The 21412-nt window shown below is 58.7% G+C and carries 18 protein-coding genes; 2 read left to right on the plus strand and 16 right to left on the minus strand.

The features are described from left to right. A partial coding sequence (locus VL688_02750) for a hypothetical protein (GenBank protein HTL46964.1) occupies positions 1-338 on the plus strand: 338 nt, incomplete at its 5' end. Between the two features lie 37 nt (positions 339-375). Here the strand turns inward: VL688_02750 and VL688_02755 are convergent. From VL688_02755 to VL688_02800, 10 genes are all read right to left on the minus strand, one after another. Then, complete coding sequence (locus VL688_02755; protein ID HTL46965.1) at positions 376-702, minus strand: hypothetical protein; 327 nt, start codon at positions 700-702, stop codon at positions 376-378. A 41-nt stretch (positions 703-743) separates the two neighbouring features. Then, positions 744-3281 carry an endonuclease/exonuclease/phosphatase family protein gene (locus VL688_02760; protein ID HTL46966.1) on the minus strand — a complete coding sequence of 846 codons (2538 nt, stop codon included), beginning with the start codon at positions 3279-3281 and terminating at the stop codon, positions 744-746. Between the two features lie 155 nt (positions 3282-3436). Then, positions 3437-3727 (minus strand): hypothetical protein, encoded by a 291-nt coding sequence (locus VL688_02765; GenBank protein ID HTL46967.1) that lies wholly within the window; start codon positions 3725-3727, stop codon positions 3437-3439. A gap of 13 nt (positions 3728-3740) precedes the next feature. Next, positions 3741-3935, minus strand: coding sequence for a hypothetical protein (locus VL688_02770; protein ID HTL46968.1), 195 nt, complete (start codon positions 3933-3935; stop codon positions 3741-3743). A 72-nt stretch (positions 3936-4007) separates the two neighbouring features. Continuing rightward, positions 4008-4661: a histidine kinase gene (locus VL688_02775; protein HTL46969.1), complete on the minus strand. Its 654-nt coding sequence runs from the start codon at positions 4659-4661 to the stop codon at positions 4008-4010. Beyond that, positions 4658-5134: a response regulator gene (locus tag VL688_02780; GenBank protein HTL46970.1), complete on the minus strand. Its 477-nt coding sequence runs from the start codon at positions 5132-5134 to the stop codon at positions 4658-4660. The genes VL688_02775 and VL688_02780 overlap by 4 nt, the downstream gene beginning before the upstream one ends. 6 nt (positions 5135-5140) lie before the next feature. Next, positions 5141-5575, minus strand: coding sequence for a hypothetical protein (locus tag VL688_02785; protein HTL46971.1), 435 nt, complete (start codon positions 5573-5575; stop codon positions 5141-5143). 211 nt (positions 5576-5786) lie between these two features. Further along, on the minus strand, positions 5787-6512 hold the full coding sequence (locus VL688_02790) for a response regulator transcription factor (protein ID HTL46972.1): 726 nt from the start codon (positions 6510-6512) through the stop codon (positions 5787-5789). Between the two features lie 218 nt (positions 6513-6730). Beyond that, complete coding sequence (locus tag VL688_02795) at positions 6731-7882, minus strand: tetratricopeptide repeat protein (protein ID HTL46973.1); 1152 nt, start codon at positions 7880-7882, stop codon at positions 6731-6733. Positions 7883-8041: 159 nt separating this feature from the next. Further along, the gene (locus tag VL688_02800; protein ID HTL46974.1) at positions 8042-11173 is read right to left on the minus strand and encodes a right-handed parallel beta-helix repeat-containing protein; all 3132 of its coding nucleotides are present in this window, start codon (positions 11171-11173) and stop codon (positions 8042-8044) included. A 494-nt stretch (positions 11174-11667) separates the two neighbouring features. Between VL688_02800 and VL688_02805 the strand changes: the two genes are divergently transcribed. Further along, entirely contained in the window at positions 11668-14085 is a 2418-nt protein-coding gene (locus VL688_02805) for an Ig-like domain-containing protein (GenBank protein HTL46975.1), read from the plus strand. Positions 14086-14180: 95 nt separating this feature from the next. On the opposite strand, the gene VL688_02810 is transcribed toward VL688_02805, so the two are convergent. From VL688_02810 to VL688_02835, 6 genes are all read right to left on the minus strand, one after another. After that, positions 14181-15125, minus strand: coding sequence for a glycosyltransferase family 2 protein (locus VL688_02810; protein HTL46976.1), 945 nt, complete (start codon positions 15123-15125; stop codon positions 14181-14183). Then, on the minus strand, positions 15122-16120 hold the full coding sequence (locus VL688_02815; GenBank protein ID HTL46977.1) for a GDP-mannose 4,6-dehydratase: 999 nt from the start codon (positions 16118-16120) through the stop codon (positions 15122-15124). Before VL688_02815 ends, VL688_02810 begins: the two co-directional genes overlap by 4 nt. Positions 16121-16176: 56 nt before the next feature. Then, positions 16177-17142: a glycosyltransferase gene (locus VL688_02820; GenBank protein ID HTL46978.1), complete on the minus strand. Its 966-nt coding sequence runs from the start codon at positions 17140-17142 to the stop codon at positions 16177-16179. Between the two features lie 140 nt (positions 17143-17282). Further along, positions 17283-18692 (minus strand): sugar transferase, encoded by a 1410-nt coding sequence (locus VL688_02825; GenBank protein HTL46979.1) that lies wholly within the window; start codon positions 18690-18692, stop codon positions 17283-17285. Then, complete coding sequence (locus VL688_02830) at positions 18689-19807, minus strand: glycosyltransferase family 4 protein (GenBank protein HTL46980.1); 1119 nt, start codon at positions 19805-19807, stop codon at positions 18689-18691. The genes VL688_02825 and VL688_02830 overlap by 4 nt, the downstream gene beginning before the upstream one ends. A gap of 233 nt (positions 19808-20040) precedes the next feature. Then, positions 20041-21357, minus strand: coding sequence for a glycosyltransferase family 4 protein (locus VL688_02835; GenBank protein HTL46981.1), 1317 nt, complete (start codon positions 21355-21357; stop codon positions 20041-20043). Positions 21358-21412 lie beyond the last annotated feature (55 nt).

The following is a 21412-nucleotide window of genomic DNA, read 5'->3' on the forward strand; positions in this document are numbered from 1 at the left end:
AGGCCAAGCGCATCTTCATGGAAATCATCGAGGAGCTGGATGCAAGGTATGCCTCGGCGGACGAAAAGCGGCTCATCGCGAGCGCCAGGATCAATCTCGTGCGCTACATGGGAAGGCATTTGTCGCGCACGTTCGACCACGCGTTTGTCGACCTTCTGTCGCAGCGCAAAAACGCCTTGAAGGAAATGCGGCGGACGTTCCGCCAGATGGCGGAACTCGACGTCCCGATGTTCAGCTCGGCCCCGCTGTACGTCTTCCTGGGCCTTCTTCCCTTCTGCGCCCGCAGTCCCATCCTCGACGCCATGAAGAATTATAAAGTCAAAAAGTGGTGCCACTGACCGCGGGGGCTGGGAGCCCCCGGGCAATTTGAACGTCTTATTTCTTCCCCAAAGCCACGCCGACGATAAGAGCCCCGAGCGCCGCCGCGCCGAGGAAAGGCCATGGATTGCGGTGCACTTTTTTGTCGAGATTCCGTGCGGTTTCGACGAGGCGTTCTTCTTCGGCCTGCAGCGTCTTGGCAAAACGCTTGCGCGCCTCCCCCATCATTTCCTTGCCGTTCGTCGTCTGGTCTTTCAGGAGCTGCTTGATGTGCGAGTATTTGCCTTCCACGATGCCGTAAAGCTCTTCGCTTTTTTCCTTGGCCGCTTCGTTGAGAAGTTCGAGCGCTTCCTGGATCTTATCATTGCGTGACTGCGTCTTCATGATTGCCTCCTTAGTTTGAGGCCCGGAGCTCCGGGCCGCTGTCATTCTTGTTCGGACTTGTTGACGAATCCTTCGGAAAATTCCTTTCCGGCGCTTCCGGCCTTGGCCGCGCCGAGGGCTTGCCCGTGTTCGGGGACGCGCGCGGCGCGGCCGCTCACCACGAGATCGATGAACAGCGGAAAATGATCGGACGCCACCTTGTCGAGCTCCGTAGAAGGCACGACAATACGCGTCACCTTGATGTCCGGGCTGATGAACATGTGGTCGATGCGCGTGAACGAATACGAGCGCAGCCAGGTGCCGTAGGGCCGGTGGAATTCGAGCAGCATCTGGGCGTCCTGCAGCCGGGTCGTGATGCGCTTGTAGACCTGCGAGGCCGGGCTGGAATTGAAATCCCCGCACAGGATCACCGGCGGCTTGCAAAGCGGGCTTCCGAGCCATTCGGGCCCGAGCAAGGCCTCGGTTTGAAGCAGCCTTTCCTGCGGCCATAAACTCAGGTGCGTGGTGATGATCTGGACTTGAGTGCCGCCGCCCAGGTCGAGCTCGACCCACAGCGCGCCCCGGGGTTCGAATTCTTTCCGTTTGTAGAGCTGCGGCAGCCCGCCGACCTTCACCTGCCGCATGGGATAATGGCTGAGGATGCCGTTGCCGTAATGTCCGTTCAGGCAAAACGACGGATAAAATTGGAAAGTCATGCGCAGCCGTTCCGCGATGGCTTCGGCCTGGTGGATTTCCTGCGAGCGCTTGCAGCCCGCATCGAGCTCCTGCAGCGCGATCGCGTCCGGCGAATAGCGCGCGATGACCCGGGCAATCCGGTCCGTCGAGCGCTTGCCGTCCATGCCCAGGCATCCGTGCACGTTGTAGCAGGCAACCCGCAGCGTTTTCGGGACCACGTCCGCCTGCCGCGTTTCGCGGCTGACCACGGATTCCGAACGGCCGAGCACGCGCAGGGCCGCTTCCCTGAGAATCGAAGGCCGGAGATATTCCCGGCTCCGCTCCGGCAGCGGCGTGTCCTGAGGAAGAAGCGCAAAACCATGCGTTTCTTCCGCCCCGATTCCCGCGTGCGAGCCGTTTTCAATCGGAAACGTGATGGGCTTGCGGTTGGCCAGCCAGCCGGAAAGGATCAGGTCCCCCGAGTAAGGATGATGGCAAAGCTCCGCGAGGTCATGCGCGGCTTCTTCCAGGAACGGATGGTCATGGCCCAGCACGTCGGAAGCGTCGCGCGGAAGGTTGTAGGTCCCGGACGCCGTAATGGCCAGCGCGTTCCGCCCTTCGTCCGGAATCAGGACGAGCGGCACCTCGGCCTTGACGAGGATGTCGTGCGCGAGCTTGATCCTTTCGTCGTGCCCGAGCGGAATTTTGGAATAAACGTGGCAAAGCGGTCCCATGCCCGCCGCGATGACGTCCGGGGTCTGCGTTTCAGTTTCCGCCGTATGGCTGGCCGGCGCCGGCGCGGGAGCGGGACTATTCCGGGGCGCATCCCTCTCGCCGCGGGACGGACGGGCCGGGTAATACCGCCCCGCATAACAGCAGGAAGGGCCGTGCCCCATGCGCGCGCGCGCGGGATTCTGCGCCGCCGCCTTGCTGAAGATGCCGTCCAGCACGTCCTGGATGTTTTCGTGGTGAAGCTTATGATACGGGGCCGTGTCCTCCTGCCCGTGATCCGAATAAATCCAGATGTCGTATTCGCGCCGGTCCGCGAGGCGGGCTTCCCGCCAAAGCTGGGCCACGGCCGCGTCGATGCCTCGCAGGCACCAGTGCGCGAAAGCCGACGAAGGACCGCGCCGGTGCGACTGTTCGTCATATCCGAAAAAATTGACATGGATGACCGGCAGACCGCGCGCGATGTCGATGCGCGCGCCGAGCACGATGAGTTCGCGCAGCAGCACACAGATGAAAACGCGGGTCAGGATGAATTGCGCTTCGTAGAAAAAATACTGGCCTTTCAGCATGCCGCGGATGCAGTCGACGATGCTGAGCCCCAGCTCGATGACGAGCAGGAACAGTGTCTTGATCAGGATGTCCAGATGGAAAATGAAAAGGGCCGTCCAGCTCATGGGATTGAGCAGCTTGAAAAAACCCTGCCAGCCGAACGTCGCGCAGCAGAAGTGGGACTCTTTCGCGCCGCCGGAAAAAATGTTGGAGTACGAGCTTCCCTCTTCCAGGAGGCCGCGGTTTTCGCGGGCCATCTGTTTCTCGATTTCCGAAGCCGATTTGGCATCGTACATCGTGAACATCTGGCTCGTCTTGCGGTCGTAAAAGTGAAAGGCGGGCACGCAGGATTTCACGCCGTAAAAAAGCTCGCCCTGCACCCCGGGCGTCGCGGACGGAAGACCGGAATAGTGGGAATATTCCTCGTAATTTTCTTTCTCGATAAGCTTTTCGAGGAACGGCATGTGGCCTTCCCTCACGGCGCGGCGCATCTGCGGGTGCGACAGGCCGTCGATCTGGATCATAATCAGGCCGCGCGACGAGGAAGTTCCTTCGGATTTCGAGAGCGGCATGAGGCGCAGCTCCCAGTAGGAACGGGTAAAACGCCGGCGCAGGCGCCTCATGGAAACGGCAAGACGCGCGATCATGAAACCCCGCTTTTTTTCTGGCTTGCGTGATCAATTTCCATGGCCACCTTCCGTGTGATGTGAAGCACGCTTTATCATAGAAGAGGCACGCCGTAACGGCCCATCGGGGAAAAGATTCTTTTTCTTAAGAAAATGACTGACGGCAGGACACCGCGTCAATTCGAGGAGACGGAGGCGGGAGCCTTGTCTTTTTGCGCGCCTTCGATTTTGATCTGGAAGAAGGACATGCAATGTTCGCAGAAGAAAAAATGGACGCCCGCGTGGGTGCGGCTGGATCTCCCCATTTCCTTGCGGCGGTCACGCGGTTTTTCCGCGCGGTGCACTTCTTCATTGCCGCAGCCGTTGGGGCACGGCGGCGACTGCTCTTTCACGACACGTCCCTCGCCCGAAGGCATGGGATAATCGCGCGGTTCCGACCAGTATAATTCCGTTTTTTCTTGGATCATAACGACCGCCTTATCAGTTCAAAATCATGAAATCGGAAGGCGCGTCCTCTTTGCGCGGGCCCGCGCCGTATTCGTTTTTCAGGCACGTGCACGTCCGGCCTTCGGCGCATCCGGAACAACAGTAATAATCGTCGGGGCCCGGGCCCTCATCGGCCCATTTTTCTTTCAACTTGCCGCACTGCTTGCATTCGCTGCTGGTTCTGCTCATGGTTTCCCGTCTCCAGTTGTATCGTAGCCGGAACCCGGAGCGCGACAAATCGGGCGATCGCCCGATACGCCTTCAGGGATTCCCTGCATCCGGACGCGTCCCTTTCTCGAAAAGAAACGGCGGAAACCCCAGGCTGACTTCGGTTCCGTCCCGGGCGAGTTCGTAGCTTCCGCCGAGAAGCTCCATGCGTTTCTGAATTCCGGCCAGCGACGGGTCCTCGCGCAAATCCCCGCGGGCTTCGGCACGGATCGTGAGCCGCAGCCCGCGGTCCATCTTCAGCCGCATTTGAACGCTTCCGGCGCTCGCGCCGCGGGAAGCCTTGCCCGCCAGAAACTCCTGGATCCCGCGCACGATGAACGCGCCGATGTCTTCGGGAACCGCGCGGTCTTTCCCTTCGAAGCGCAGCCCGACTTTCACGCGGTATTGCTCGCCCGCCCAGTCCGCAAGCCACTCGAGCGCCGGCCTGAGGCCGCTTTCGAATCCGAGCGGCGGGCTCAATTCCACCGACAGGCGCCGCGACTGCTGGAGCGCGTCGTCCACGATCTTGGCTATTTTTTTCAAGCCCTCGTCCTTGCGTTTCGCGGATTGCGTTTCCAGCATGATCTTGGCGGCGACGAGGTTCTGCTGGAGCGTGTCGTGAAGGTAGCGGGAAACGCGGTAACGCTCCTCGCGTTCCAGTCCGAGAAATTCACGGCTGACCTTATTTTCCTTGGGGACCGCCTTCATGCGCGCTGCAGGCCGGATGAAACCAGCCTTTTCCTTCCTTTCCTGACCCGGCGGCCGCGGGCCGCGGGCGGAACCGACGACAAGAGCCGTCTCATTTCGCTGCGGAGCTTGGCCAGGTCGAAGGGTTTTCCGAAAAGGGCGAAACGACCTTCCTGAGTGCCGTGCCGGGGCGGCAGCCCCTGCGCCAGGGCGCTCAAAAAAATCACGGGCACGGAAGAATCGAAACCGGAACGCAGGAGCTTTTCGTAATAGTCGGTGCCCAAACCGTCAGGCAGGACAATGTCCAGGATGATCAAATCCGGCCGCGACCGATGCGCCCGCCGCTGAAATTCGTGGCCGCTTTTTGCCGTGTCGACGCGGTATCCCTGCCCGGCAAAATGCTGCTTCAAAAATCTCAGGAGCGAGGATTCGTCGTCACAGATCAGGATTTTTTCCGCACGTTTTTCTTGGGGAAGAGGGCGGCGGGTCGGCATGGACCGCTATTCCAGCGATAAGTGATAAGTGGCGGAAAGGGCGTCCCACAAACTCGTTCCGGCCGCGGCGGGCTCGCGCACGAGCCGCAGCTGGCGGCTCCTGCCCAGGGCTTCAGCGGCTTCTCCATACGAAAATTTTCCACTCCCGGGACAGACGAGGACTTCGTCCGCCTCGCACAGGGAAGCGCAGGAACGAAGGCTTTCTTTCCTTCCCGTGAGCAAAACGACCGGCACGCCGCCGTATTCCTGCCGCACGGCTTCCGCAAGGCCCGCGCAGAGAAAAAAAAGATCCGTGATCACGATATCGGGAAAGCCGCGGCCGTCCAGGCTGTCCTGCACTTCAAATCCTTCGGCTTTGAGAAACCGGCTTACCGATTCAAAAAAGCGGCCCGGCCCGAACAGGACAAGGGCTCGCGGCAAATTGTTCTCCGTCATTTCCATGGCATTCCCCCATTGTGATAAAACAACCTCGAAGGATTAGCAGAATATTATAAGTTGATGCTTTTCCGAATCGGGGAAAGGGAAATAGGGGTGTAGGGGAAAGGGAAAGATCGAGGGGATTGCGGAGGATCCTCGGCGGATGGCCGGGAAATGCAGCTCCGCCCGGAACGCCTTGTTCCGGACGGATGAAGGGCCGTAATGCGGCGGGCCTTTACTTGCTCTGCACCCAGTTCATCGCGAGGCGGATGAGTTCCATGTTGTTCTTCAAGTTCAGCTTGACCTTGATCCGGGCGCGGTAGGTCTCGATCGTCTTCATGCTGCGGTGAAGCTGTTTGGCGATGAGTGACGTGGAAGCGCCCTCGCCGATCATGCGGAAGACTTCGAGTTCGCGGTCGCTGAGCGCTTCGTAAGGCGAAGCGTCCACAGAAATGCCGCCGTACTTTTTCTCGAGGATGCGCTCCATCATGTGCTCGCTCAGGTAAACCTGGCCGCCCATGACGTGGCGGATGGCGTCCATGATTTTTTCCGTGGCTTCCTGCTTCATGATGTAACCCCGGGCACCTTCGCGCAGCGCGCGTTCGGCGTACAGGACTTCATCGTGCATGGAGAGGATGAGCGCCTTCACATCGGGAAAATTGATCTTCAGGGACTTGATGAACTCCAGGCCGCTCGAGCCGTCCAGCGAGATGTCCACGAGGATGACGTCGGGCTTTAGCTTTTCCACGGCCGCCATCGCGTCCTGGAAATTTTCGGCCTCCCCGCATACCGTCATGTCAGGCTCGTCATTGATGAGCTCGCCGATGCCCTGCCGGATAATCGGATGATCATCCAAAATGAAAATACGGCTCTGCTTCGACGTAAGCGCAGGCTTTTGTTCTTTCTGAATCAAATTGTCTTCCGCGGGAACTTTGGTTTTCTTCAGCATCGACGTAGCCATTGGCCTCCTCCTAGAGAGAGATAAAAATTCATTCCGAATGGAGTCGAAATGGGGAACTTAATCTAGCTTTTGTTTCATCCCATTGTCAACTGTTCTATTCTCTTCCGCCCTACCCCCGTAAGGGTGAGCAAAAGGTGGCTTATTGTCTCAGGAACTGGCGGTACGGGTATCGGGATTCTCCCCTTAATCCTGTCAGAGTTTCCCTGATCCCCTACAAGTTAAGTTGTTGTTTGGCCTATAGTTATAGAATTCCTTTTGGCGGCCGGGACCACGGGAACGGCGGTTTCCGGCTTGAGGTACTTTTGCTTCAGAGCTTCGGCGTCCTGAAGGCGTCCGGAATCCTGGTACAGGGAAACGAGATTTGAGACGATCTGGCCGCCGAAAGGATGGTCCTCTCCCATGGATTTGCGGGCGACGTCCAGCGCCTCCCGGAAAAGCTTTTCCGCTTCCTGCAGGCGGCCCTGCTGCTGGTATAAAAGCGCCCGGTTGTTGCGGACGCGGGCCACGTAGGGGTGATCGGCGCCCAGCGTGCGGACCCAGATTTCTTCGGCCTGCTTGTACAGGCTTTCCGCCTTTTCGAACTGGCCCTGCTTCTTATAAAGCCCTCCCATATTGTTGAGCAGGACCGCCAGCGAAGGATGGTTTTCACCGTAAGCCTCGCGGCGGATCGCGTAGGCTTCCCAGAACATCTTGAGGGATTCGTCGATCCGGTTCTGCTCTTCATAAACAATGGCGAGATTGTTGAGTACTTTGGCGACGAGCGTCTGGCTTTCGCCGCTTTCGGTCCAGATGCGCAGCGCCTCGCGGTAGCATTCCTCGGCCTTGTCTTCTTCGCCGTGGATGCGGTAAAGGCCCGCGAGATTGTTCAGAGAAATCGCGGTCTCGGGATGATCGGCGCCCAGCACCTTGAGGCGGATCTTCCACGCCTTGTGGGTCATGCGCAGCGCTTTTTTATATTCGCCCATATTTTCGTAGAGCAGCCCGAGGTTGCTGACCGCGGTCGCGTAAGAAGGATCTTCCTCCCCCGCCTTGTCTTTGCGGATGGCCATGACCTGCTTGAACATTTTTTCCGCTTCGGGATAGCGCCCTTTCAGCTGGAAAATCTTCGCGATATCTTCGAGCGTGTCGGCTTTGAGGAGAGGATCGTGGAGCTGGTGCGCGGATTTGAGGAGCGTGGAAGCGACGGAAAAAGCCTCGTCATAACGGCCTTCCTGATAAAGGGAAGCCAGCTTCATGCGGTCCAGGCTGACCTGGAGGGATTCGAAATCCTGCGAGAGAAAACTGAGATTGGGGGGCAAAGGCTTGGATTCGGCATGGACGGGGGCGCAGAACGTGAGGGCCAAAAATAAAAAAAAGATGCTTGGGCGCATCAGCGGGACCTCCTTGATTGCGGCCGCGGCCGCGTTTATTTTGAGGCACCGGGAAGGGTACTTTTTGCCAAGGCCCGCGGCCCGCCCCCTTCACCCGATGGTCTTAAAGCTTCCGGCCCGAAGGCCCGGAGGCGTATGCCCCCGGGCCCTGGTCCGTTCTTAGTTCGCGATCGTGAACTGCACCGAAACGTTATGATCCCCCGTCGCGTCGGTCAGGATCATCGACAGCGTGTACGTCCCGTTCGCGAGCTTGGTCGTATCGAGACCGCTCACGCCCGTGCCGGCCAAACCGCCCCACAGGAAAGGCGACGTGTACACCTTGCCCGACTGCGCGCCGTTCAGGTAGTACGCGACCTTCCGCGCGGTGGGATATTTGGTGAGGTTCGGGCCGATGCTCGACACCCCGCTCACCGTGCCTCCCGCGGTGACGCCCGTGAAATCCCCGGTCGTCGTGGGAGTCGGTGTCGGAGCCGGCGTCGTGCCGTTCGCCACCTTGAACGTGATCGTCGTCGTCTTGTCCACACCGTTCTGCGTGTAGGTCATGGCGAGCGAGTAGGTCCCGTTCGCAATCTTGGTCGTGTCAAAACCTCCCGTGCCCGTGCCGGACAGGCCGCCCCACAAGAAAGGCGACGAGTACACCTTGCCCGACTTGGCTCCGTTCAGGTAATACGCGACCTTGGAAACCCCGGTCAGCTTCGTGAGGTTCGGGCCGATGTTGACCGTTCCCGTCACGCTCTGTCCGTCCGTCACGCCCACGAAATCCGTGGTCGGCGGAGGCGTGACCGTGTTGTTGACCGTGAACTGCGTCTGCACGGTCTTCGTGGTCGTCCCCGTGGTGAGGACAGCCTGAAGCGTGTACGTGCCATTCGGGATTTTCGTCGTGTCAAATCCCGCCGCTCCCGTTCCCGTGGTGCCGCCCCAGTAGAAAGGCGAAACCGTGGACGTGCCGGAGGCCGCGCCGTTCAGCGTGTAAACGGCCTTGGTCACGTTGGGATAGGTCGTCAGGTTGGGACCGATGTTGACCGTCCCGGTCACCGTGGCGCCGTTGGACACGCCGGAAAAATCGGGGCCCGGCGGAGGCGTTACGCCGTTCAGCACTTTGAAGGCCACTTGAACCGTGTGGTCGCCGGTGCTATCGGTGTAGGTGACGGAAAGCATATGGTCTCCATTGGGAATTTTGGTCGTGTCAAAACCCGTAGCGCCGGTGCCGGAAATGCCGCCCCAATAAAACGGGGACGTGTAGACCTTGCCGGACTGCGCGCCGTTCAGGTAGTACGCGACTTTTCTGACGTCGGGATGTTTCACGAGGTTCGGATTCACGAGGATCGTGCCCGAAACCGTCTGGCCGTTGGTAAGGCCTGCGACGTCGCCGCTCGGCGGAGGATTCGTGGTGTTGTTCACGCTGAAATTGATCGTCTTCGTGCGCGTGCCCTGCGAATCCGTCAACGTGACCAGAAGCGCATGCGCGCCATTGGCGATCTTCGTCGTGTCAAACCCCGTGCTTCCGGTTCCCGCAGTGCCGCCCCAGTAAAAAGGCGAAACCGTGGAAGTTCCGGACGCCGAACCGTCGAGCGCGTAAACGACTTTCGTCACGCCCTTGTGCTGGGTGAGATCCGGGCCGACATTGATCGTGCCGTTCACCGTGGCGCCGCTGGCAAGACCGACCATCGTGACGGGCGTCACCGTCGTCGTGCTGCCGTATTCGTAAGCGCCGGCATCGACGAGAGAACCCACCACGCGGGCATTGCCGTCCAGGTCCGTGCTCGAAATCGGAAAGCCGTTGCTGCCCGCTTCAAGCGCCGGGCTGGATCCGGTCAGGTGAAAATCCTTCCCGTCCCAGTCCACGAAGCCCGGGTTCGCCCACTGGCTCGTGCCGTTGATCGTAAAGCCGGGATTCGAGTGGCCCTGCCAATAGAACGTGTTGTTGCTGTCGACCAGCGTGCCGCCGAGGTTCGTGTACATTTCGCCCGTCGTCTTCTTGCGCGCGATAACACAGTTCTCGAGCGTGACCTTGGAAGCGCCGCCGTCATTGTCCGCCTTGATGTCGAAGACGTCGTTGTCGACGAAGGTGGAATTGATGAACGTGACCGATCCCCTGCGGGCGTTCACGCCGTTGCCTTCGCCGGCAATCGGATCTTCGGCCAGGTAGCGCGCATTGCGGATAAGCGCGTTCTTGACCACGATGCTGGTGCCCCAGATCTTGAAGTTGTTCTTGTTGCCCCACACCTTGACGTTCTCGACGAGGACGTTGTTGGCCTTGATGTCAAAGCCGCCGTCCCAGTTGTCGTAGGACTCGATGTTGCGGAGCGTGATGTTGTTGCCGGCTTCGAGAATGAACCCGTCGCCGTTGCGGTACACGCTCTCGTAACCCGTGTAGATGTCCTTCGCGCCCGTCGACTTGATGTTCTCGAACAGGATGTTGCTCGGCACGGTGCCGCCGTTGTTCTCGACGCGGAAGCCGTTGCGGCTGTTCGTGGCCACGACATTGCGGATCGTCACGTTCGTGGCGCTGTTGACCTTGACCGCGAAGTGGTTGTGGTCCGTGTTGAGTCCGTCGATGACGATGAACTGGCTGCCTGGGCTGACTTCGACCGCGTCGCGGGCATTCTTCACCGTCAAATTCTCGAAACGGATGTAGTCGCTGCCCTTGGTGTCGAAGATCGGCTCGTAGTCGTTCAGCGGATCGCCGTCGATCACGACGCCGTCTTCACCGCGGATGGTAATGTAAGCGTCCGCGGTTCCGGACACCGTAATGTCGGCGGATTCCTGATACGTGCCGGCCTTGATGACGAGCGTGTCTCCCGCCTGGAGCGAAGAGATCGCCTTCTGGAGGCTCTTATACGGGTTGTTCTGGTCACCGGCATTGGTGTCCGAACCCGTGGTGGCAACGTACAGCGTACGGCCGGTGGTCTCGGCTTGGACCGTCGGCGAGCTGAGAGGACTTGCCTGGAGGAACGAATCGGCGTTCGAAACGGTTTTCGCCGCCGTCGTCGTCTGCGTGGTCGTGTCCGCAGGAGCGTCCGCAGTCGTCGTCGGCTGCAGCGTGCCCAGCGGGTCTTGAGTGAGGGCAAGTTCCGAGGCCATGGCTTGGGGAAGGCCCGTCATGCCGAAGGCGACCGCGAGCGCGATCACGATTCGTAAGCCTTTGTACCCGGCCTGAGCCCGGTCCTTGAAACGCCGCATCACCTGCTGATAAGGCCTCAGCTTATACAGCAACGGCTGGATCTTTTCTTGGATCGAAGCGCTCTCGTCCTGAGAAACGGCCTCGTTGTTCTGGTTAGTGTTGTTCATTGCGTCTCCTTTTTTTTTCAGCGGATCTAGGAGAACGCCGCAGCTACGATGAGGACAACGTGCGATATGAAGTTGCGTATTATAGAGGGGACCGCAATTTCTAAGCGTTACCCGGGCTTACAGCATCCTCGGTTAATTTCGCTTCAAAATTTCGGTTTGAATTATTCGGCTCTTGCGATTCCCACGGGGTGGGCACGATAGGCAGGCTCTCAAACTCGAATCACTCAGCGCGGAATGTAGTGCTTAGTCAATTCCCGCTGTCGGTAAAAACCTTAACACCCTTGTCGTCTGAGCGCAAGCTTTTATTTAGGAAAAACACTTAGCGGCTTGTAGGGGAAAGGAGCTAAAACATTGTAGGAAAATGTCTTGAACGGCAAAAAAAATTTTGCTTCCTCAGGGCATTCAGGGGGAAAAATTCTTCTTTTGCCCGATATCCGCTTCCGGATTTCAAAATTAGAATGACGCCACTTTGTGCAATCACCCTTGGAGGCTCTATGAAAAATGCAGCATTGAAAAAGTTTTTTATATTCTTGTCGTTGGTTTCTTTCCTTTCCTCCCCCTACGGTTTTGCCCAAGTCGTCCCTCCGGCCCAGGAACCGGGTGCCCAGCAGGAAACCACCACGCCTACGGTCACGGCTCAGGAAGCGGGTACTCCGAGTACCACGAACACTTCGGCCGGGACTTCGGACGATTCGTCGGATAATTTCATGGCGGAAGGGCCGCTTTCAACGGCGACCCCTGAGGATACAGGCACTTCAAGCTCTTCGACGACGACTTCGACAACCACGGCATCGGCCTCCCCGTCTTCGCAGGCCGCGCAAAACAACGGACCCCTGTCGCCCGCTACTCCGGAAGAGCCTGCGGTCACGGCCCAGGCCGACGAAGCTTCGACTTCGAACGTCACCGTGCTGCCGGGACGCCCCAATCTGGCCTCCTTTGCCAATGCCGGTACGGTCACGATCGCGCAAACTTCCGGCTCGGAATTCCAGACGCAGTTCAGCTTCGAAAACCAGGACAGCTTCGGCGGCTCGATTATTACCTATGAAGGCACGACCGCGGGGTCCGGGGATTTGAGCGCAATCCAGAATTTTGATTTCGATGTCAAACTGGAAGGCGCCAACTGCACGTCGCCGACCTGCCTCAAAGTCGAATTCCTGGACACGGCGGGTAATCTTGCCGCGCTTCCCGTCAACGCCAACATCAACAGCACGTTCAGCCCGCTTCAGATCACGCAGGCCCAGATCAAGGCCGCAAACGCGGACGTGAATCTGGCCTCCATCAAACAGATCAATTTCGTGCTGGAGGCGCGCAACTACGATGCCGCGGCCGGAACGCTGACGGTGCGCGCCGGAGGGCTTTCCTTTACTCCGACGGTCACGGGCGCGGGTGCGGTAACAGCCGAAGCCTTGCCCGGCTCCCCCGTCTTTTCGAGTTTCGAGAACCAGAGCACGGGCACGATCCAGACGATTTCGCCGAGCCAGTTCCGTTACGATTATGATTTGTCGACGGCCGGCAGCTTCAGCGGGCCCATCATCAATTACATGGACACGCCGGCGGGATCCCAGGATTTCTCCACGGCCGAGAGCCTCCAATTTAATATCCGCACCAACAATCAATGCGCGTCCTCGAAATGCCTGAAAATCGAAGTCCAGGACACGGCCGGGCAAACCGCGCTCGTGAACGTCCAGGGACTCAGCCAGGACTTTAAATCCGTCACGCTTCCCAAGAGCCTGCTCCTGGAAGCCAATTCCAGCTTGAACCTCGCCGCCATCCGGCAGATTAATTTCGTGCTGGAAGAAGGCAACACCATGCCCAAAGTGGGATTTCTCGAAGTTCAGACGGGTCCGACGGGCGCTGCGCCGAATCCCAACCCGAATCCTAATCCAAATCCAAATCCTAACCCGAATCCGGAGCCCAATCCGAATCCCGAGCCGAACCCGAATCCGCAGCCCACGTCAGGCCTTTTGACGGGCATCGCGGAGGGACAGACGGTCAGCGGTGTGATCACGGTCCAGCCCGCGCCTTCGGTCGTAGAAGCCGGCATCAAGAAAGCCGCTTACTATCTTAATGGCACCAAAGCCGGAAAGGCCTACGACGCTCCCTTTGCGCTCGGCGGCAGCGGCGGCCTGGACACGTCTAAGCTCGCCGACGGCACTTACACCCTGAGCGGCTATGTGACGAACGCGCAGGGAGAGGACGAGCCGTTTTCGGTGACCTTCACGGTGAACAACGGCAATACAAATGCGGCGGCGGGAGAAGCTCAGGAAGCCGACGGCGCTGATATCACAGGCCTCGCGGACGGCCAAAGCGTTTCCGGCTCCGTCACCGTGAAACCGGATTTGACCAAGCAGCCTGCGATCCACAAGGTGTTTTATTATCTGGATGGCACCCTGCTGGAAAAGAAGTACGAATCCCCGTTCGAAACCACGATCAATACGACGGATCTTACGGACGGACCGCACACCCTGACCGGCCTCTACACGATTTCGGACGGTGATGACAATTTGTTTTCTTCACTGGACCGGACGTTCAGCATCGATTTCACCGTGGATAACGGCGCGCCCGTCAGTGCCGCCGAAGTTTCCGGCGATACGTCCGCCCATGCGGGCTTGACCGTTCCGGGCCATTTGGCGGATCAGGAAAATAACGGCACGGGTACGGAAGGGACCTCTCTCACCGGAACCGAAGCCGGCAATGACACGAACCTCGAAACGTCCGGATCTTCGACCGGCACGAGCACCGAAACCGGCGCCGCGGCCGACGGAACGACCGGGACCTCCGCCGATACGGGGACGGGAACTTCGACCGGAACCTCGACGGACACCACCGGAGCAGGCACGATTGCCGCGGGCAATCCTTCCGCCACGCCCACGGCTCCGGCCGGAACAACGACGACTCCCACGACGGTTTAAGCCGTCCGCATTCTTCGGGAATAAAAAAGCCCGGCCTTTTCAGGCCGGGCTTTTTTTGTTCTCGCGGGTTCTTCGGAAAAAGGATAAGGCCGCGTTTACACGCGGGCGTGGCGCCCGAGACCGAGGACGTTCTTGAAGAAATACCGGAGGCGCGGCCGGATTTCCCACATGAAGGCGTACACCAGCGAAGAAGGCATGAATGTCAGGAAATAATACTGCAGGTTTTTGAAGGTCGGCTTGTTGGACATGGCCATGAGCAGCTTCAGCTCCTCGCGCGCTTTCTCCGGCTGGTTCTGCTTGAGAAAGAGAGAAATGCGCCATTCGCGGTACTGGCGCAGTGATTTGGTTTCAGCCGCGGACCGCGTGGCACGGTAGAGAAGCGCGTCGTTCAAGGACGTGTTGTTCGAATTGTGAATCCGGTAATAAACCAGGCATTCCGGAACCATGACCAGGCGCAGGCCGGCTTTGAAAAATCGCAGCCACATGGCCGTATCTTCGGCCATCATGCGGTCCGTGGGATAGCCGCCCACATACTGCCAGGCTGCTTTCGAAAAGCAGGTCGCGGGGTGATAAAGGAAATTTTCGAGCGGCATCATCCGGCGCACCGTGCGCGCATCCGGAAGCTCGAGATCAAGAACCTGCTTCCCGGTTTCGTCCATCACCGTGATCCAGGACGAAAAGAAAGTCAGATAGTCCCGCTCCGTACGCAGGATGGCGTGCTTCATCCGTTTCAAATGATGCTGTTTGTAGGAATCGTCCGAATCGATCCGGGCGATCCACTCGCCTTTGGCGGTCTCGATGCCGCGGTTCAGGCTTCCCGCGATGTGAAGATTGTACGGATTGTGCAGGACCCGTATCCGGGGATTGCGGGCCGCATATTCATCGACGATCTCCGCCGTGCGGTCCCGCGACGCGTCGTTGATGATGATCAGCTCCCAGTCGGTCTCGCTTTGCTCCAGGACGCTCTCAATGGCCTGCGCAACGTACCGCTCGCCGTTGTACACCGGAAGGATGACGGAAAAAAAAGGCGTCTCGTTCATGCGGCTATCCCTTCTTCCTTGCGCAGCGCCTGATACCAGGCCGCGAATTTACGAATGCCTTCGGCAAACGGCGTCGCGGGCGAAAAGCCCAGCATGTCCCTTGCCTTCGAGATGTCCGCGTAGGTTTTTTCCACGTCTCCGGGCTGCTGCGGCAGCCGTTTCAGGCGCGCGCGGCGGCCGAGCGCCTGCTCCAGCGTCTCGACCATCTGGGTCAGCGTGACCGTCTGGGAACCGCCCAGATTGAGGACGTGATAGCTTTTCTTCGCTTCCGAAAAATTCCGGTCGAGCGCCTTCACGATGCCGTCCACGATGTCTTCGACGTAGGTGTAATCGCGCTGCGTGGCGCCGTCCCCGTAGAACGGGATCTCCGCGTCTTCGAGCATCAGCTTGGCGAATTTGTAAATAGCCAGATCCGGCCGCTGGCCCGGCCCGTAGACCGTGAAAAACCGCAGGCAGTAAATGGCCATGCCGTACAGGTGAGCATAGGTGTGGCACATGAGCTCGCCGGCCTTTTTCGTGGCCGCATACGGCGAAATGGGATGGTCCACCGGGTCGGTTTCGGAAAAGGGAACCTTCAGGTTATTGCCGTAGACCGAAGACGAAGACGCGAAAAGCAGGTGGCGGATCCCCTGTTCCACGCATGCCTCCAGCACGTTCTGCGTGCCGGTCACGTTGACTTCGGTATAAAGGACAGGGTCTTTGATCGACGGCCTGACGCCGGCCATGGCCGCCAGGTGGACCACCGCATCCGGCTTTTCGTGCGCGAACACGCGGAAAAGCGTTTCCGAGTCGCGGATGTCGCCTTCGATGCTGATGAAATTTTCCCGGTCCGGCCGCGAAAGCAGCGCCGCGATGTTCCGCTTTTTGATGGAAGGGTCGTAAAAGGGATTGAAGTTGTCGAAGGAAACGACGCGGAGGCCTTCGTCGAGAAGCCTGCCGCAAAGGTGCGATCCGATAAAACCGGCTCCGCCGGTCACAAGGACTTTTCTATCCATGCCCGCCTCCCAATATTATAGAAAAATGCTTTAAGGAACTTTAAGGCCTGACTTGCTCATGCGCTTTTCGAAGCATACGAAGGCTTCGAGCCCACGGAACGCAGGACCGTGACCGCGTTTTGAAAACGCCTGCTTCCGTTCCGCACGCCCAGCGCAAACCGGCTCGCGAGGATCTCGAACCCCACCGGCTTCTGCGCTTCTTCGAATTTCTGAGTCAAAAAAGTTTCATACACCGGATCTTCCGCGAGCTCGATCCCCCACTTCGTTCCGAGATGGTCCAGGGCATGGCCCAGACGTTCGCGGTTCCACTGGGTGCGGTAGAAAGGCATGTCCACGGCCTTGACCGGGCCTTCCACGCGCATTTCGATTTTCGCGCTTTTGTCTTCGAGGGCTTCGAGGCCCTTGAGCCCGAGCTTGTAGGTCAGGTCGACGCCCACCGTGTACGGGCTTGACGGCTCTTCGAAAAGTTTTTCCATGCGGCTGACCGCCTCATGCGCCAGCAGGAAGCAGGGACGCAGCCCGAAAGTCTTCACGCTCCGGACGACCCTTTCGCCTTCCGCCCCGAACGTGACGATCTGCCGGCCGATGAGGCCGTCGTTCGGATACACCACCATGGCCTCGCGTTCCTGCGCGGTCTTGATGAGGCTTTCCACGGTGCCTTTCGGCAGGCGGACTTCATTGTCGATGAAGAGCGCGTACGGCGTCTTGAAATGCGGCACCGCAAGGTTGAACGCATTGCCCAGCGACGGATAATGGTTCGTATAAATAATGGTCATGTTGCCGTGCTGGCGCTGGCGTTTTTCCAGCTGCAGGCGGATTTCTTCCGGAGCGTTTCCTTCCACCACGATGAGGTTGAACGGAATCGAAATATGGCGGTAGAGCTCATCGATGGCTTTGGTGAAAACCGAATGACGTTCGTAGGGGGCCATGATGATCGTGATGTCTTTGTGGCTCAAAAAAAGATCGCGGCCCGAACGTCCGATGGTGCGCTCCGGTAATTGGATGACTTGTCCGAATTCCATTGTTTCCTCCTTGGATCACTTTTGGATCATCAATGCTATGATTTTATCGACGGCGCCGGCCTCGTCTGTCGGGAATCCGTCGTTTCCTTAAAAGGGCCTTCCTTAATCACTTGTCCTGAATTTCCCGGGTAGGGTTTTCCCTACTTTCCATCTCCGGCAATGACGGCATGGACTGTCTGGAAAAGGATTTTCATGTCCATCCAAATGGACCACTGGTCGATGTAGCGCAAATCGAGTCCCATCCATTCTTCGAAGCCGATGGAGTTGCGGCCCGAGACCTGCCAGATGCACGTGATGCCCGGCTTCATGGACAAACGACGGCGCTGCCAGGGCTCGTATTGCGAGACCTCCGTGGGCAGGGGCGGCCGCGGGCCGACGATGCTCATGTCCCCTTTCAGCACGTTCCAGAACTGGGGAAATTCGTCCAGGCTCGTCTTCCTCAGAAAACTTCCCACTTCCGTGATGCGCGGATCCTTGGTCATCTTGAACACGGGCCCGCTCATCTCGTTTTTCTCTTTCAGGTCCTTGAGCATGTCCTCGGCATTGACCACCATGGTCCGGAATTTATAGAGCGTAAACGGCTTGCCATTTTTTCCGCACCGGACCTGCTTGAAAAAAACGGGGCCCGACGACCTGAGTTTGATGGCGAGCGCCACGATCGCGAGGATGGGGGCGCTGATAGCCAGGGCCGTGGCGGCAAGAAAGACGTCGAAGAAGCGCTTGATCACCAGTTCCCCCTCTTTCAAAAGACGCGTCTCGAAAGTAAGGTAGGTCATCCCGTCCAGGTTTTTGGGGATCCTCCGCGCGATCTCGATGTCGAAAAGGTCCGTGGACACGGTCGCGGGAACGCCCACGGCCTCGCAATACGCGACGTATTTGCTGATTTCTTCCAGCCATTTGCGCGGCGTGATAAAAAAAACCTCGTCGACGTTTTTCTTTTCGAGAAGGTCGGGAAGGTCTTCCAGCGTTCCGACCACGTTGTAACCGGCCACGTTCTCTCCGGTGAACATGGGCTCGCGGTCGATCAGGCCCACGACGCGGTAGCCCCATTCCCGGTGGCGTGCCAGGTGGCTCAGGAATTTCTGCGCGCGCCGGCCGGTGCCCACCACAACGATGTCCTTGAGGTTGTAGCCTTTTTCCCGGGCGCGGCGCGCCATGAAGACCGCCAGCCCCCGGGTGAAGATGAGCAGCATCGTGCTGCTGCCGACGTACGCCAGGATGAAAAAGCGGCTCAAAAATTCGAATTTGAGAAGGAAAGCAAGGCTCGCAAAAAGCCCCAGGAAGATGACGCAATCGCACAGCAGGTTCAAGAACACGATGCGCCAGCCCTGGACGCGGAGATGGCGGTAGCCGTCACGCGTCCACAGCAGCACGCTCCAGATCAGGAACACCGTCCAAAACACCTGGTAGTAGAGATAAAGCGGCCGCAATCCGTGCACGATCTGCGCCGAATGGAACAGGTCCAGAGAATAATGCGACAGGACGTAGTAAACGAGGAAGAAATTCAGAGAAACAAGAGCGAGTTCGACGGCATAAAGAATTTTTCTCATGACAAATCCGCCGAAGCGCTTAAAAGCGTCTGGTAAGTTTTTTCCAGTTCTTCGCAATCTTTGTCCCAGCTGTATTCCCGCTGCACGAGCCTCTTGGCTTCCTGCCCCAGGCGCTCGGTGCCCTTGGGATCGGAAATCAATTCCTGCAGCCGCCCGCGCAGGGCCTCAACATCGCCGGTCTTGAACGTCGCTCCCGCGTCCTCGATCACGTCTTTGTTTTCCGTGATGTCGCTGGTGAGCGGGCAGGCGCCAAAGCTCATGGCTTCCAGCAGCGCGAGCGAAAGCCCCTCGATCTCGGACGGAAGGCAGTAAAGATAGGCGTTGGAATAAAGTTCCTTCATGACGCTTCCCTCGGCCCATCCCGTAAAAACAATGCCGGGATCTCCGCCGGCAAGTTCATGGAGCCGCTTCACGTAATCGTCCGAATGCCAGCTTGCGCCCGCGATCACGAGCTTTTTGTCCGTATGCAGGCCGCGGTAAGCCTCGATCAGGTGATGGCAGGCTTTTTCCGGCACGAGGCGGCTCGCGAACAGGATGTAGCTCTTCGGATCGAGCCCCCATTTTTCCTTGATTTCGGCCGCGGCAAGAGGCTCTTCGATGTTCACGCCGTTCGGGATGTAGCTGACGTCGCGGCGGTACTGTTCCTTGTAATATTTTTTCAGGAATTTCGAGACCACAACCGTGTGGTCGGGAAACATTACCGAGCACCTTTCCCCCATCTGAAGCGCCGTGCGCGCGGCCCAGCCCCATTTCGCGCGCTGCCAGTCCAGGCCGTGCACGGTGACGACGGTCTTGCACTTGGCCGGCCGCGTCAGGAACGACATGAGCGCGGGCCCGATCGAATGGAAATGGACGATGTCGAATTTTTGAAAAATAGCGTCCCACGCAGAAACGGCCACGCGCGAAAGGGTCTCGAGGTGTTTGGTGGGAATCGCAGGCATGCGCTTCAAAAGCGTGCGCTTGTAAACGGTTTCGGCGGTGGACACGTGGTCCGAGCAATACACGGTGACTTCATGCCCGCGCGCCGCCAGCCGGGGGCAAATTTCTTCGAGACTCTTCTCCACTCCTGCTTGGAATCCGGGAAATCCGCGGCTTCCGATGTGTGCTATTTTCATGAAGACTCCTCCGTGTTAAGTAAGCAATTCGATGGAGAAAGGATACGGCCTTTGGCGGGAGCGGGGTATCAGGTGCTTTTTTCAATCGATATCCGCGATTCACTAACACTTGTGTCGGGACTCTCCCTGCGAGGAAGGGTTTTCCCTGATACGGCGCAGGCCCCGGAGGAAAAAAAAGTAAGGCGGCGGCGGGCAGAGTCCCCCCGCGGTTTCAAAACAGGCGGTATTCCGGTTCAGGCGGAAAGAGGCTCCGCGACGGGCTCCGCGGCCGGGGAAGATTTCTTTTCTAAAAGGGCCGCTTCGAAAATATCGACGAGGGTATTCATGTGCCGGTCTTCGGCATACTCGTTCAGGACCGCCTGATAGGCATTCTCGCCCATGCGCTCGCGTTCTTCGGGATGATCCAGCATCCACTGGATTTTGGCCGCAAATCCGTCCAGATCGCCATACTCGAACAAAAGGCCGAGCTTGCCGTCCGGGACAATGCCCGGAAGGCTGCCCAGGCGCGTGACGATGACCGGGCGCCTGCAGGCGAAAGATTCCAGGATTGTGTTGGGCAGATTGTCGTAGCACTCCGAAGGCACGAGCGTGAACAGGGCCTTGTGCACGAGTTCATGCAGCTTCGCTTTGTTTCTCTCGAAAGGCGCGAACACAATCCTGTCGCCGCCCAGTTCTTTGGCCAGCGTCTTGAGGCGCGCGGATTCCGCGTCCTGCTCGTCCCCCGCCAGATGCAGGCGCACGCCTCTGTCCGGCACGCGGCAGAAGGCGCGGATCGCGGCTTCGACGCCTTTGTAGGGCACGAAGCGGCCCACGAAAAGAATGTACGGCTCGCGTTCTTCGTGCGCGGCGGGGCTTTCGCAGGGCCTCACGAACGTATTGACCTGGTGCACGCGGTGCGGCTCAAAGCCGAGGTGGAGAAGATCGTCTTTCATGAATTCCGTGGGAGCGATAAAGGCCGACACCTTCTTGTAAATGCCCAGACGCCGGTGCAGTGAATTCGCGAAAACCTGGACCGCGGAGCGGACGAGCGAGCCATGCACGCAGCGGTGCCGGATGCCGTTGAAAAGATTGGAGCCTTTGCAGTCCGTGCACGGATGGCCGTCGCGGTAATACATGTTCGCGGGGCAGCTCAGATTGAAGTCCGACATGCGCATCACGACCGGGACGCCGTGCTCCACGCAGGCGTCGATCGCGCTCGGCGAAATGTGATTGTTGAAATTGAGGAAATACGCGATATCCGGGCGCTGGTCGCGGATGACCGAGGCCACGGCGCGCTTGGCCTCAAAGCTGTACACGGCGCGGCCGGCAAGCGACAGCTGCTGCTGCCATGTCGGCTTCATGTTCTGGATCTTGGCCTCCCCGCCTTTGACGACGGGTTCGATGAAATATTTCTGATACGGGGTCGGCAGTGTCTTCGCATAATTGACCGACAGCGGAATGGGTTCGATGCCGCGGCGGCGGAAGGATTCCATGACGGACAGGAAATAGCGCTCGGCGCCGCCGGAAATAAAATGATATTTATTGACGACAAGGACTTTGGAAAGGGCCATGATTTTCTCCGCGTTGCGAACCGTTCGTGGACGCCAAAACAGGGAGAGGATACGC

Source organism: Verrucomicrobiia bacterium (genome assembly GCA_035495615.1).
GTDB lineage: Bacteria > Omnitrophota > Omnitrophia > Omnitrophales > Aquincolibacteriaceae > DATJFP01.

Bases quoted from the DNA above. Each gene is read 5' to 3' on its own strand.
- VL688_02805 (HTL46975.1), top strand. From the start codon at position 11,668: ATGAAAAATGCAGCATTGAAAAAGTTTTTTATATTCTTGTCGTTGGTT.
- VL688_02800 (HTL46974.1), bottom strand. From the start codon at position 11,173: ATGAACAACACTAACCAGAACAACGAGGCCGTTTCTCAGGACGAGAGC.
- VL688_02795 (HTL46973.1), bottom strand. From the start codon at position 7,882: ATGCGCCCAAGCATCTTTTTTTTATTTTTGGCCCTCACGTTCTGCGCC.
- VL688_02755 (HTL46965.1), bottom strand. From the start codon at position 702: ATGAAGACGCAGTCACGCAATGATAAGATCCAGGAAGCGCTCGAACTT.
- VL688_02825 (HTL46979.1), bottom strand. From the start codon at position 18,692: ATGAGAAAAATTCTTTATGCCGTCGAACTCGCTCTTGTTTCTCTGAAT.
- VL688_02770 (HTL46968.1), bottom strand. From the start codon at position 3,935: ATGAGCAGAACCAGCAGCGAATGCAAGCAGTGCGGCAAGTTGAAAGAA.
- VL688_02830 (HTL46980.1), bottom strand. From the start codon at position 19,807: ATGAAAATAGCACACATCGGAAGCCGCGGATTTCCCGGATTCCAAGCA.
- VL688_02780 (HTL46970.1), bottom strand. From the start codon at position 5,134: ATGCCGACCCGCCGCCCTCTTCCCCAAGAAAAACGTGCGGAAAAAATC.
- VL688_02790 (HTL46972.1), bottom strand. From the start codon at position 6,512: ATGGCTACGTCGATGCTGAAGAAAACCAAAGTTCCCGCGGAAGACAAT.
- VL688_02760 (HTL46966.1), bottom strand. From the start codon at position 3,281: ATGATCGCGCGTCTTGCCGTTTCCATGAGGCGCCTGCGCCGGCGTTTT.
- VL688_02765 (HTL46967.1), bottom strand. From the start codon at position 3,727: ATGATCCAAGAAAAAACGGAATTATACTGGTCGGAACCGCGCGATTAT.
- VL688_02820 (HTL46978.1), bottom strand. From the start codon at position 17,142: ATGGAATTCGGACAAGTCATCCAATTACCGGAGCGCACCATCGGACGT.
- VL688_02835 (HTL46981.1), bottom strand. From the start codon at position 21,357: ATGGCCCTTTCCAAAGTCCTTGTCGTCAATAAATATCATTTTATTTCC.
- VL688_02815 (HTL46977.1), bottom strand. From the start codon at position 16,120: ATGGATAGAAAAGTCCTTGTGACCGGCGGAGCCGGTTTTATCGGATCG.
- VL688_02810 (HTL46976.1), bottom strand. From the start codon at position 15,125: ATGAACGAGACGCCTTTTTTTTCCGTCATCCTTCCGGTGTACAACGGC.
- VL688_02785 (HTL46971.1), bottom strand. From the start codon at position 5,575: ATGGAAATGACGGAGAACAATTTGCCGCGAGCCCTTGTCCTGTTCGGG.
- VL688_02775 (HTL46969.1), bottom strand. From the start codon at position 4,661: ATGAAGGCGGTCCCCAAGGAAAATAAGGTCAGCCGTGAATTTCTCGGA.